We start from the raw sequence: 13,666 nt of genomic DNA on the forward strand, positions 1-13,666 counted from the left end.
ATCTGGTACGCCGATTCCGGTAGCAGGAAGCCGAACATGTCCTGCAGGTCTTCCAGCGTCGAGACGGTATGAAAGGTATAAATCCGCTGAAAGCCGCCATCGTCGCGCGGGATGTCGGCAATGATGGTCAGTTCGCCAAACCCTTGCAGGCGGGTTTCCATGGCTTTCAGGTCAAAGGTGTCGATCAGCTCAGGCGTCAGGCTGATGGCCATCTGGAAACGGTGTTCCGTCACCGCCGGGTCGTTGTGACGGGGGGCGGTGCGAGCCGGTGCAACGGGGACCGCGGCATGGCTGCCAGCCAGGGCATGCAGCCGGTCGCAAATCAGCCGCGCCGGTTCTTCATCGGCCAGCCGGCCGCTCTGGTGGGCATCGAGCAGGTCTTTGAGGATATCGCCCGCCTGCAGGAATACGTCCACCATCTCGCTGGTCAAGCCCAGCTCATGTTTGCGAATGCGGTCGAGCAGGTTTTCCAGAATGTGCGTGACTTCGGTCAGGTCGGTAAAGCCGAAGGTACCCGCCCCGCCCTTGATCGAGTGCGCAGCACGGAAAATCGCGTTCAGCGATTCGGCGTCCGGCTGCTGGATGTCGATCTTCAGCAGCAACGCTTCCATTTCCGCCAGATGTTCCGCCGCCTCCTCAAAGAAGACCTGGTGGAACTGGGACATATCAATACTCATCGCCTACTCCGTCACCCATCCATATCACCGCCAGGCACTAGCGGGCGTTGTCTGTCACCAGCGCCAAGTGCCTGACCAGTTGCCGTTTGCTATTTGTCTCTTGTCTCTGAAACCGGTATCAGCCCAAGACTTTTTTCACGACTTCCAGCAGTTTTTGCGGGTCAAACGGTTTCACCAGCCAGCCGGTGGCACCGGCAGCCCGTCCCTGCTGTTTCATGGCATCACCCGCTTCGGTGGTCAGCATCAGGATAGGGGTAGAGCGGTATTGCGGCAGGGCGCGCAGGGCTTTAATGAGCGTCAGGCCATCCATGCCCGGCATGTTCTGGTCGGTCAGGATCAGGTCAATGCTGCTGCTCTTGGCCGTACTAAGACCTGCATTGCCGTCTGCCGCTTCCAGCACGGCATAGCCGGCAGACTTCAGGGTAAATGCCACCATTTGACGAATAGAAGCAGAGTCGTCAACGGTGAGAATGGTTTTGGCCATGTGTTACTTCCTCCAGAAAAAGCGCCGGATTAAAACAGCTCGATGTCACCAGTATCCATGGTGTGCTGTGTGACCGGGTTAAATTCGACATCTGCGTGCAGTGCCGCAATACGGGTATTGATTTCTTCAATCAGGACAGGCAGCTTCTGCTGCAGGAATTCGGGGTTACTCAGCTGGGCCGGGTCTTTTTCCAGCATCTGCTGCAGACGGGAGATATCGGCACACACATCGTGCATGCGCTCCATCCGCCGTGTGGTATGGCCAATACACTGGCTGACCAGATCCTGGAACTGCAGCGCAGACACCGCCTGGTTGGTATTGGTTTCGACCACCGCAGCAATGCCCGCCAGCTCGTTCAAGGTGTGTGCCATTTCGTCATTGAGCGTGCGAATCGCTGACATGGTCCGTTCAACACGGGATTTGGACTGCAAGGCAAAGTTCATGTCTTGTGCCGCCAGTTCCGCAATGCGGCTTTCCGCGTCCATGACGGATTTGTGCACCAGATCAATATTGTTACGAATCTGCTGGCTGAATTCGTTGGTTCTGAGCGACAGGTTGCGTACCTCGTCGGCCACCACGGCAAAACCGCGGCCCGCTTCGCCCGCCCGTGCGGCCTCAATGGCGGCGTTCAGGGCCAGCAGGTTGGTTTGCTTGGAAATGGCTTCAATATCCCCCAGGAACCCGAGCACCTTGGCGACCTGATGGGCAACATCATCCATTTTTTCCACCAGCGCCATGCCGATGGTACTGTTGCGGACCGTGCTGTCCACAAAAGTCGCCAGCGTACTGGAGGTATCCGAGGCAAAATCTTCAAAGGTGATGGACTCGCCCGAGTCAGACATGGTCGCACCATGCGTCAGTCGGTAGGCCAGCTCTTGCTGGTACTTGGCCTGGTCTGTAATGCTGGTAAAGCTTTTGATCAAGCCGTCAGCTGCGCCATTCAGGATGGAGAGTACCCGCTGTAGTTCCGAGCGGGACAAATCAAACTGGTGCATGAATTCATGATCGGCCTGGCGCAAATGCTGGAACACCTGCTGTCCGCCCGAATCAGGCACGGGCCTGTCTGCCTTTGGCGATGCCTTGTCACGCAGCATCAGCACGACAGCCCCCCACAGCACCAGCATCACGACCGACTGGATGGCAACATCGATTAACGGCATCAGACCGGACACTACGAAGCCAGCCTCAACCAGCAGAACCACTATCAAGAGCACGAACGCACGGAAAATGGTTTTGTTATTGGCCACAGCAGCCCCTTTTGCTATTTCTGATTGCATCACGCCTCTTCATGCCATCTGGAGGCTTGTTAAATTGTTATGGACATACACATTGCCAAATAAATGACTACAGTGTCAATTAATATATCCAAACATGGGTAAATACAGTCGCCAAGGCAATAAATGAATGGAAAAACAGCATGACTGGATTGACAATTTCATTACCTGAAGAATGCCCCTGACATGACGACCCACCAAACTGCGTCAGTCATCACAAAAACGGCGAAGCGACCCAGGCTTGCACAGCTTTCTTGATAGACAATGGCAGGGAGATCGTCAAGTTTTATATGCCAATTAAATCTGTTTTCACTGCCAAGGCGCATCTCTGAAATGGCCTTTAGCAAAGCCGATAATTATCCCTCTGCGGGCAATGAAAAGTCTTGTGCTAAATCAGTTTCCAGCAAGTTCAAATTACAATTTGCAAAAAGTAACCGAAAGCAGTTCTCTCATCCGTCACCAACATAGCGACAATGCATCAGCCAGGTCACACGCAGGGAGCCGACAGGCTTAGCCCGGGCAGGCATTTGGGCTATACTGCACGGATTATTTCCCTGATCTGCCCACATGCCGACGATTGCCCTGTTGCCCGACCACCTGATCAACCAGATTGCTGCTGGCGAGGTGGTAGAACGCCCCGCCTCCGCACTGAAAGAAATCCTGGAAAACAGTCTGGATGCCGGTGCCACTGAGATCAACATCCAGCTGGAAGAAGGCGGCATTGCGCTGATTCGGGTCAGCGACAATGGCTGTGGCATCGACAAAAACCAATTGCCGCTGGCGCTGGCCCGGCATGCCACCAGCAAGATCACCTCGCTGCACGACCTGGAACAGGTCGGTACGCTAGGCTTCCGTGGCGAAGGGCTGGCCAGTATCGCCGCCGTCTCCCGGCTAACCCTGATCAGCCGCTTTGAAGGTGCCGACCATGCCTGGCAGGTCGAGGTGCAGGAAGGCGAGATTTCTGCGCCAGAGCCCGCCGCCCTGCACAAGGGAACAGTCATCGAGGTGCGGGACGTGTATTACAACACCCCGGCACGGCGCAAGTTCCTGAAAACCGCCACCACCGAGTTTGGCCACTGCGATGAAACCTGCAAACGCTTGGCGCTGGCCTGGCCGGACGTGGCATTCTCGCTCACCCACAACGGCCGCGTCTGCTGGAAGTTCCCGGCCCAGCGCCGTCAGGCCCGCATTGCCGCGATTCTGGGTGAGTCGTTCATGGAAGAAGGCTTACCGGTGGAGGCCGCCAACGGCCAGCTGGGCCTCTTTGGCATGATCGGCAGCCCGACCCAGTCCCGTACCAGCCGGGACGCCCAGTATTTCTTTGTCAACGGCCGCTTTGTCCGCGACAAGCTGGTCAGCCATGCACTGCGGGAGGCGTACCGGGACGTGCTGCACCATGAGCGGCATCCGGTCTACGCGCTGTTCTTCAACCTGCCGCCGGATCTGGTGGATGTGAACGTCCACCCGCAGAAGAGCGAGGTCAAGTTCCGGGACAGCGGCGCCGTCTACCGGCTGCTGAAAGGTGCCATCCAGCAGGTACTGGCGGGCACCATGGCCGGCAGTCAGTCCGCAGTGACAACCGCCATGCCGCCAGACAACAGTGCGTTTGCGACGGGTAATACGCCAACATACGCCGCTGATAACAGCAGCTACCAGCCTCCTGCGACCGGCACCCCCCAGCCGGCGTGGCCGCGCTTCCAGCAAACCAGCATGCCGCTGGCCGTGGGGGAACATACTCCGGCGTATTTCGAGCAATTGCGGCCGGCATCGGACTTGCCGTACCAGAGTGGTACCTCGCCGATATCTTCATTCGCCACACTAACCGGCAACGGCTTCCAGCAACCCTTGCCGGTAACGGACGACAGCCAGTCTCCGCCACTGGGGTTTGCCGTGGCGCAGATTCATGGGGTGTACGTGCTCTCCCAAAACCAGCACGGGCTGGTGGTGGTCGACATGCATGCCGCCCATGAACGTATCCTGTACGAAAAACTGAAACAGGCACTGGACCAGCACAGCATTGTCAGCCAGCCGCTGCTGATTCCGGCCAGTTTTCACGCCACCAGCCTGGAAATGGCAACCGCCCAGCAACAGGAAGACGCACTGCGTGACCTGGGGTTTGAAGTGGCCCCCGTGTCACCCACACACCTGGCCTTGCGTGCCGTGCCCATCGCCTTGCAAAAGGCCGACCCGGTAGCGCTGGTGCGTGACATCCTGAAAGACCTGGCAGAAGTTGGCAGCAGCAATGTACTGGTGGCGCGCCGCAATGAAATTCTGGCCACCATGGCCTGCCACGGTGCCGTGCGCGCCAACCGCCACCTGACCCTGCCGGAAATGAACGCCCTGCTGCGCGAAATGGAGATTACCGAGCGTTCTGACCAGTGCAATCATGGCCGGCCTACCTGGTTCCAGCTCAGCATGAATGACCTGGACAAACTCTTCATGCGGGGCCAGTAAACATGCCGGCCACCGTACAACCCAAAGCCATCCTGCTGGCCGGCCCGACGGCCAGCGGCAAGACCGCCAGCACCCTGCACCTGTGCCGGACCCTGCCGGTCGAAATCATCAGTGTGGATTCGGCACTGGTGTACCGGGACATGAACATCGGCACTGCCAAGCCGGACGCCGGGTTTCTGGCCGAAGCACCGCATTTTCTGCTGGACATCATCGACCCGACCGACAGCTATTCGGCCGCCCAGTTCCGTACCGATGCGCTGCAATTGATGGATGACATCACCCGCCGCGGGCACATCCCGTTACTGGTGGGTGGCACCATGCTGTACTACAAGGCCTTGCTGGAAGGTTTGTCCGACCTGCCGGAAGCCGACCCGGAGATTCGCGCCACCCTGGAAGCCGAAGCGGCACAGATCGGCTGGCCGGCCATGCATCAGAAACTGGCGACGCTAGACCCGGTGACGGCAGCGCGACTGGAACCCGGTGATAGCCAGCGCGTGCAGCGGGCGCTGGAAATCTGCCTAGTCAGCGGCGAACCCATGTCGGCACTGCTGGCCCGGCAAACCAGCGAGCCGCTGGCCTACCAGACGCTGAACCTGGCCTTGGTTCCGTCTGACCGCGCCGTCCTGCACCAGCGCATCGCCGAGCGCTTTGACCAGATGCTGGCGATGGGCTTCATTGACGAGGTCCGCGCCCTGCTAAACAAATACCCGACACTGACGCCTGAACTCCCCAGCATGCGCTGCGTGGGCTACCGGCAAGCGCTGGCTTATCTGGCGGGGGAGGATGACCTGCCCGCCTTCCGCGAAAAAGGCATCGCCGCAACCCGGCAACTGGCCAAACGCCAGCTCACCTGGTTGCGCGGCATGACGGGCTGGGAGACGGTAGACAGCTTGCAGCCCGGGTTGCCGGAAGCCATTGGCGACAGGGTGCGCCAGTGGATCAAACAGAAAGACTAGCCACGGAGCCGGTGGGATTTGGCGGTACGATCCCACAAGCAACCGGTTTCATGTTCACCCATGAACCAGATGCGCGTGAAGGGATGGGAATATTGATCGAACAAGGGGCGGATGGTCGGAATGATGATCTCGTCCGGGGTGCTGATATGACCGTCGGTGTAGATCAGCAGCTCGATATGCCTGGCCGGCGTGCTATAGCCCCGCTTGAGTTTCTTGCGGACAATTTCTTCTGACGGGTCATGAATGTCAACATCGCCGCGGGTCACATCCGCCCCGACGGCATGACGCTCGGCAATCTGGTGGTCGGTCAGGCTCACCAGCTCAAACGCGATCGGCCCATCCGTGGCGTGCACACACAGCAAGTCGGGCTCCGGCGGCTGGCGGCTACTCACCTCCAGCCACGCAGGGGCCATCCCCAGGCGCTGACTGAACCTGGCAAAGGTCAGTTGTTCATTGAGCTGTTTTTTCTCCACACTATTCACATCGACCTCACTCCGTCGCCCGTACCGACGTTACCGCTGCAAACATAGCGGTAACGATCACATACTTTGCGTCCGAGTGCAACGCCGGCAACACAGTCTGGCTAGTTGCGGGTCAATTGATGGCCTGCGTCTGCCGGCAAACGGCGACTGACAAGCATGGATGCGGCAGAGCAGAGGCCAATCACCAGAAAGGCCGGCAAAAAGTCATTCTGCGCCAGTTGATGATGCCCGCGCACATACATGGACGCATGCAGCGCCATACCCGCCACGGTCACCCCCATCCCCAGCGATAACTGCTGGACCACACTGGCAAAGCTGGTTGCCCGACCGGCATCATGGTCTTCAATATCGGCATACACCATGGTGTTAAGGCTGGTGAACTGCAAAGACGGAAAAAAGCCGCCCAGCGCCACCACCAGCACCAGCCAGATCAATGGGGTTTGCGCGCTAAAGAAGCCATAGGCCGCCACGCCCAGTCCGGCCAACAGCGCGTTCCAGATCAGCACGCGCCGGAACCCGAAGCGCTTGAGAATGCGCGTCCCCAGCCCTTTCATGAAAATCGCCGTAAAGGCCGACACACAGGTAATCAGTCCGGAAACAAAGGGGCTGAATTTCAGCCCTTCCTGCAACATCAGCGGCAGCAGAAACGGCACTGCCCCCAGCGCGATCCGGAACAGCGAGCCGCCCAGCACGCTGACGCTAAACGTCGGAATACGCAAGAAGCGGAAATCAATCAGCGGCTTGGGATGCACCCTAGCGTGCTGCCAGTAACCCAGCAACGCGATCACTCCCACCAGCAACAGAAGGCCTGCCTTCCAGAAGGCGACCAGGCCGCTGCCCATCAGCGCCATGCCCAGCATGAACGCCGAACCACCGACGGCAGACAGCAGGAAGCCTTTGACGTCCAGCGGGTCTGAGGTGGGCAGGCGGGTATTGTCGATAAAACGGTGCGCCAGATACAAACCCACCAGGCTTATCGGAATGTTGACCAGAAAAATCCAGCGCCAATGGAAGTAGGTAGTGATAAACCCGCCCAGCGGCGGCCCGATCACCGGCCCCATCAGCGCCGGAATGGTAAGGTAGCTGATGGCACGAATCAGATCAGATTTGTCCACCGCCCGGAAAATGATGATGCGCCCGACCGGCACCATCATGGCCCCGCCGATACCCTGCAGAAAGCGCGCCGCCACAAACGCCGGCAGGCTGGACGACGCGGCACACAACAGCGACCCAATCATGAAAATCACGATGGCGCTGCTGAACACGGTACGCGAACCAAAACGGTCTGCCACCCAGCCGCAAACGGGGATAAACACACCCAGTCCGACCACGTATGCCGTCAACGCCAGTTTCAGCGAGATCGGATCCTCCCCCAAATCACGCGCCAGCGAGGGCAGCGAGGTCGCGATGACCGTCGCATCCATGTGCTCCATAAACAGCGCACAGGCCACAATCAGCGGGAGAATGACAACACGGGACATGGATACAACCGTTATCAAGACTTAAGCGTGGATACCATCAGAAGCGGGCGAAGCATGCGACATCGACAGCGGACAAACCGGCATTCCCGACGGGCGGGAATGCCTTCATGCCAGAAATCAGGCTTTTCGTGCACCCAGATGCCCGCGCAGCAACGCGGCCGAGTCCCGAATCATCTGCTCAGTGGTTGCCCAATCCACACAGGCATCCGTCACCGAGCAACCGTATTTCAGCTGACTCAGGTCTTCCGGAATCGACTGGTTGCCGGCTTCGATATTGCTTTCGATCATCAGGCCGACAATCGACTGGTTGCCATCACGGATCTGGTTGATGCAATCGGTCATCACCAGCGGTTGCAGTTCGTATTTCTTGTACGAGTTGCCATGCGAGCAATCCACCACGATGTTTTGCGGTAGCTTGGCTTTTTTCAGCGCGCCTTCGGCAATCGCCACGCTCACGGAATCATAGTTAGGACGGCCGCCACCGCCACGCAGCACCACGTGGCCGTAGGCATTACCGCGGGTCCGGATGATGGCCGAGCGGCCCTGGCCGTTAATACCCAGGAAGCTGTGCGGGTTGCTGGCCGAGACAATCGCGTTCAAAGCGACATCCAGCGAGCCATCGGTGCCGTTCTTGAACCCGACCGGGGTCGACAGGCCGGACGACATCTCGCGGTGCGTCTGAGACTCTGACGTACGTGCACCAATCGCCGTCCAGGCGATCAGGTCGCCCAGATATTGCGGGGAAATCGGGTCCAGCGCTTCGGTCGCTGCCGGCAAACCGATCTCGTTCACGTCCAGCAGGAAGCGGCGTGCTTTTTCCATGCCCTGTTCAATATGGAAAGAATCGTCCATGTACGGGTCGTTGATATACCCTTTCCAGCCAGTGGTGGTACGCGGCTTCTCGAAATACACCCGCATCACCAGCACCATCACGTCGCTGACTTCCTCTGCCAGCACTTTCAGGCGGCGGGCATAATCCAGGCCGGCCACCGGATCATGGATGGAGCATGGACCCAGCACCACAAACAGGCGCGGGTCTTGACGATCCAGGATGTTTTTCAGGGTAGCGCGGCCGGCTTCGACGGTCGCGGCGGCCAGATCGGACAGCGGGGCACGGGCTTTGATCTCGTCCGGGGACGGCATGTCATCCAGACTGATCACGTTCAGGTTTTCCAGATTGGCGTGGGTCATTTCGTGGCTCTTCTTAGAACAGAGATAGGGTAATGTCGTGTGACATCATACCTTGATTTTGCTGCATTGCGACAGCTGCAGCGGCTGCCAACCGGCACAAACAGCAAGGGGCCGTCATGCGACAGCCCCCGGCGTTTCAGACAGGATGGAGTCCAGTTGGCTGGCGGGCGGATTAACCGCTGTTTCTCAAGCCGGCCGACACCCCGTTAATGGTTTGAAGAATCGCGGTCTTGATGGCAGGGTCTTCGTCCCCGCCACGCAGGCGTTTGAGCAACTCCACCTGGATATGCGACAAGGCGTCCAGATACGGCAGGCGGGTGTTCAGACTACGTGCCAGTGTCGGGTTGCCGGACAGCAGCGCCTCGTTACCGGTAATCTGCAAGATGGCGTCCACGGTGCGCTGCAACTCAGAAACGATGGTACCGAACACCGACCCGGACAAGGTCTTGTCTTCGACCAGCTCGGCGTAACGGGCGGCGATGGTCAGGTTGGTTTTGGCCAGCACCTGCTCCATGTTCGACAGCACGGTCTTGAAGAACGGCCATTCCGCATACATGCGGGATAACAGCTCCCAGCCAGCATCGCCATGCGTCTCTACAAACCGGGCCACTGCGGTACCAAAGCCGTACCAGCCCGGAATCATCAGACGGGATTGTGACCAGCTGAATACCCAGGGAATGGCGCGCAAAGAGCTGATGCCCTTGAAGCCGCCACGCGCCACCGGACGGCTACCGATGTTCAGCGCGGCAATCTCGCTGATCGGGGTAGCCTGGGCAAAATAGGTCTCGAAACCGGCTGTTTCATACACCAGACCGCGGTAAGCGCGGAACGACGCATTGGACAGCTCGCTCATGGCGGTCAGCCAGGCCGGGTCGGTCAGGTCAGTCGGCGGATGGATCAGACTGGCTTCCAGTGTCGCGGCCACCAGGGTTTCCAGGTTACGGTAACCGATCTCGGCGTTGGCGTACTTGGAGGCAATCACCTCGCCCTGTTCGGTAATGCGGATCTGACCACGCACGGTACCGGCCGGCTGCGCCAGAATCGCTTCATAGCTTGGGCCACCACCGCGACCTACCGAGCCGCCACGACCATGGAACAGGCGCAGCTTGACGTTAGCCGCGTCGCAAACCTTCACCAGGGCCACTTCGGCCTGATACAGCTCCCAGTTGGAGGTCAGATAACCGCCATCCTTGTTACTGTCCGAATAGCCCAGCATGATTTCCTGGGTGCCGCGCTTGGCATCGATCAGCGAACGGTAGAACGGCAGCTCGAACAGCGACTGCATGATGCTGGCGCTGCGCTGCAGGTCATCAATGGTTTCAAACAGCGGCACCACCATCAGGTCGGCCTTGACCTGCGGCGCCAGGCGCAACATGCCGCACTCTTTCTGGATCAGGGCCACTTCCAGCACATCCGACGCGCTATTGGCGTTGGAAATGATGGCATGCACGATGGCATCCTTGCCAAACGCCTGACGAATGTCGCGGATGGCATCAAAAATGGCCAGTTCCTTGGCGGTTTCTTCGCTGTAGCTGAAATACGGTGAACGCAACGGCCTTGGCGAAGTCAGCTCGCGCAACAGCACGCGGATGCGCGCCTGCTCGTCCAGTGCCGGATAATGCTCCAGCCCGGCTGATGCCAGTAGTTCAGTCACGATGCGTTCGTGTACACCGGAATGCTGACGCACATCGATGGTTGCCAGATGGAAACCGAATACCTGCACGGCACGGCGCAGACGGGCAATGGTGCCGTCGTTCAGCCAGCCACTGTTGTGTGAATCCAGCGATGCGCTGACAAGGGCCAGGTCAGCCAGAAACGCTGCAGGTGTATCGTAAGGCTCGGCGCCTTCAAACTGGGTCACCACACCGTCCAGCCCCAGGGCACTGGCCTTGGCAGCCAGTTTCTGGCGAATGGCCATGAACGCCAGCCGGTAAGGCTCGTCCTTGCGGCTTTCCGGTTGCACCACCGAGCTGGCCGCCAGGGCAGCCAGCGCAGGCGATACATTCACCTCGCGGGTCGACAGCATCAGGCGGGATTCCAGCCGTGCCAGCAGTTCGAAATAATGCTTGAAGGCGACTTCGGCCTGGGTCTTGAAGGCGTAGCGCAGGACTTCGGCGTTCACAAACGGGTTGCCGTCGCGGTCACCACCAATCCAGCTGCCCATGCGGAAGAACGCAGGTAGCTCAACACTGGCGCCCAGCTGTTCGGACAGCGCATCTTCCAGATGCATGTACAGGGCCGGCAACTGTTGCAGGAAGGTATAGTCGTAGTAGGCCAGCCCGTTACGGATTTCGTCAAACACGGTCAGCTTGAAGCTGCGGATTTCGGACGACTGCCACAGGGTCAGCACCAGACGGCGCAGGGCTTCGGTATTGGCTTCTTTTTCTTCCGGCACCAGCCACGGGTTGCTGCGCACCGTCAGCAAGCGGGCAATTTCACGCTCGCAGTCCAGAATGCTCTTGCGCTGCACTTCGGTCGGGTGTGCGGTCAGTACCGGGCTCAGCCAGCCGTTCTGCAACAGTTCGATCACGGAACCCGGCTTGATGTCGTTCTCTACCAGGCGCTGCAACACATGCTGCAGGCTGCCCAGTTGTGGCGCTGAACCTTCGATGCGGTGAATGCGGCGACGGCGGTTGTGGTGCAGGTCTTCTGCAATATTCGCCAGATGCGAGAAATAGCCAAAGGCACGCACCAGCGCTACGGTATTGCTGTGCGACAGCTGCGACAGCTCGGCCTCCAGCGCGGCGCGTTCTGCCGGCTGTGCCTCTGCCAAGGCATGGGCGGTATCCCGGATGCGGGTAATGGTCGCGCCGGTTTCTTCGCCTTCCACACAGGCCAGTACCTCTTGCAGCAAGCGGTCCAGCAACGCAATGTCTTCTTGCAATGGCGCGTCTTTGTCACGCCGTAATACTAATGCACCTTCTTCCACGAACTTTCCCCTGTACGTACTAAGCGACATTCGATACATATCATCCGGATACGCATCGCTGAGACATCTCTTGTTCGGCCTGGTCAACGGGCCGATGGATGCTGATTTTTTTGCATTGATGTTGTTAGGGCCTGTTCACACTATTTTCTCGAGATGCGTTGCAGAACAAAAAGGTCATACGCAAGGCGCGAAACGCCGTCGGGGTAGGCCCCCGGCAAGGCTTCGCAACGCGGCGCATGACCTTTTTGGCCGCAACCCGAAGGGAACCGGGTGAAAACAACGTCACTCGTTGTTGCGCTCCTCGCCCAGACGTCCAGTCTGGGCGTCGTCACGCGTCTAGATTGACGTTGTTTTCACCCGGTTCGCACTCGAGAAAATAGTGTGAACAGGCCCTCGTTATCTGTCCGGTTGTTGCGGGCAGCTTTCTGCAGGGCACATCAAAGTCTATCAAAGACCCGGCCGGTTTGCCCATGCGCAATTACACGGGGAAAGCCGACACGGATTCACTTGTCCTTACAATAGTCTTACTACTGTTTTTTGTTTATTTTTTAAGTAGTAATACTACTTTTCCTATCTTGCACGATTTGCTACCGCGCTGCAAAACATTTTTATGCATGGGTGGCATTCATGCAAATCCACGCAATGCTGATACGGATCAGGAAAACACCATCTCGCTCGCCCTGCAATCGCCCAACCCCATGCTACAATTCTTTCTGTAAACAGGGGCTGCCAGCACTCGCCAAGACTGCACCGGCACCCCGAACGGAAAACTGGCAAGGAACTCTATGTCTACCCCTAAACGTCTGGTCATTGCAACCCGAGAAAGTCCACTGGCCTTGTGGCAAGCCGAGCATGTCCGCGATCTGCTCAAGGCAGCCTACCCGTCACTTGAAGTCACCCTGCTGGGCATGACCACACAGGGCGACCGCATACTGGACGTCACGCTGTCCAAAATCGGCGGCAAGGGCCTGTTCGTCAAGGAGCTGGAAGCCGCCATGATGGCCGGACGTGCCGATATCGCCGTGCATTCGATGAAAGACGTGCCGATGCACCTGCCGGAAGGATTCACGCTGGCCGCCATTCTGGAGCGCGAAGACCCGCGCGATGCTTTTGTATCGAACCAGTACAACAGCCTGGACGAACTACCTGCCGGCAGCGTGGTGGGGACTTCCAGCCTGCGCCGTGAAAGCCAGTTGCGCGCCAAATATCCGCACCTGAACATTCAGCCGCTGCGCGGCAATCTGGGCACCCGCTTGCGCAAGCTGGACGAAGGCCAGTATGCCGCGATTATTCTGGCAGTGGCCGGCCTCAAGCGCCTGAACCTGCCGGAACGCATCAAAGGCATCCTGAGCCCGGAACAAAGCCTGCCAGCCGTCGGCCAGGGCGCCGTCGGCATTGAATGCCGAGACGACCAGCCAGAACTGATCGAGCTGATCGCCAGCCTTGGGCATCGCGAGACCACCATCCGTGTAACCGCAGAGCGGGCCATGAGCCGCACACTGGGCGGCAGCTGCCAGGTCCCGCTGGGTGGCTTTGCCGAACTGGAAGGCAATGCGCTACGGATGCGCGGCTTTGTGGCCGAGCCCGATGGCAGCCGAATCCTGACGGCCGAGCAGTTTGTTACGCTTAGCGACGACGCAGTGGCAGAAGCCAACCAGCTGGGGGGATCCGTGGCCGAGGCGCTGGTCAAGCAGGGCGCCGACAAGATCATGGCATCGCTGGCCTGACCCGGACGCAC

Annotated in this window: 10 protein-coding genes; 3 read left to right on the forward strand and 7 right to left on the reverse strand. The window is 58.9% G+C overall.

Features of this window, described 5'->3' with window-relative positions; genetic code table 11:
- From F552_RS20690 to F552_RS20910, 3 genes are all read right to left on the reverse strand, one after another.
- Positions 1–677 (reverse strand): Hpt domain-containing protein (locus tag F552_RS20690; RefSeq protein ID WP_033374785.1); only part of this gene is annotated, 677 nt, incomplete at its 3' end.
- Between the two features lie 118 nt (positions 678–795).
- A complete protein-coding gene (locus F552_RS0104910) occupies positions 796–1,161 on the reverse strand; it encodes a response regulator (protein WP_018150610.1) in 366 nt (121 codons plus the stop codon).
- Positions 1,162–1,190: 29 nt separating this feature from the next.
- A complete protein-coding gene (locus F552_RS20910) occupies positions 1,191–2,438 on the reverse strand; it encodes a methyl-accepting chemotaxis protein (RefSeq protein ID WP_018150611.1) in 1,248 nt (415 codons plus the stop codon).
- Between the two features lie 564 nt (positions 2,439–3,002).
- On the opposite strand from F552_RS20910, the gene mutL reads away from it, so the two are divergent.
- Both mutL and miaA read left to right on the forward strand, forming a co-directional pair.
- Positions 3,003–4,889 (forward strand): DNA mismatch repair endonuclease MutL, encoded by a 1,887-nt coding sequence (gene mutL / locus F552_RS0104920; protein ID WP_018150613.1) that lies wholly within the window; start codon positions 3,003–3,005, stop codon positions 4,887–4,889.
- Between the two features lie 2 nt (positions 4,890–4,891).
- Entirely contained in the window at positions 4,892–5,845 is a 954-nt protein-coding gene (gene miaA, locus F552_RS0104925) for a tRNA (adenosine(37)-N6)-dimethylallyltransferase MiaA (RefSeq protein ID WP_018150614.1), read from the forward strand.
- Here the strand turns inward: miaA and F552_RS0104930 are convergent.
- The 4 genes from F552_RS0104930 to ppc all read right to left on the reverse strand — a co-directional run bounded on the left by F552_RS0104930 (position 5,842) and on the right by ppc (position 11,928).
- Positions 5,842–6,327, reverse strand: coding sequence for a hypothetical protein (locus F552_RS0104930; RefSeq protein WP_018150615.1), 486 nt, complete (start codon positions 6,325–6,327; stop codon positions 5,842–5,844). The two genes, miaA and F552_RS0104930, sit on opposite strands and share 4 nt — an antisense overlap.
- 101 nt (positions 6,328–6,428) lie before the next feature.
- The gene (locus F552_RS0104935) at positions 6,429–7,808 is read right to left on the reverse strand and encodes an MFS transporter (RefSeq protein ID WP_018150616.1); all 1,380 of its coding nucleotides are present in this window, start codon (positions 7,806–7,808) and stop codon (positions 6,429–6,431) included.
- A gap of 117 nt (positions 7,809–7,925) precedes the next feature.
- Entirely contained in the window at positions 7,926–8,999 is a 1,074-nt protein-coding gene (locus F552_RS0104940) for a 3-deoxy-7-phosphoheptulonate synthase (RefSeq protein WP_018150617.1), read from the reverse strand.
- A gap of 172 nt (positions 9,000–9,171) precedes the next feature.
- On the reverse strand, positions 9,172–11,928 hold the full coding sequence (ppc, locus tag F552_RS0104945; protein ID WP_018150618.1) for a phosphoenolpyruvate carboxylase: 2,757 nt from the start codon (positions 11,926–11,928) through the stop codon (positions 9,172–9,174).
- 785 nt (positions 11,929–12,713) lie between these two features.
- Here ppc and hemC point away from each other — a divergent pair.
- Positions 12,714–13,655 (forward strand): hydroxymethylbilane synthase, encoded by a 942-nt coding sequence (gene hemC, locus F552_RS0104955; protein ID WP_018150620.1) that lies wholly within the window; start codon positions 12,714–12,716, stop codon positions 13,653–13,655.
- The last annotated feature ends 11 nt before the right edge of the window (positions 13,656–13,666 follow it).

The sequence above is a fragment of the Leeia oryzae DSM 17879 genome (assembly GCF_000376945.1).
GTDB lineage: Bacteria > Pseudomonadota > Gammaproteobacteria > Burkholderiales > Leeiaceae > Leeia > Leeia oryzae.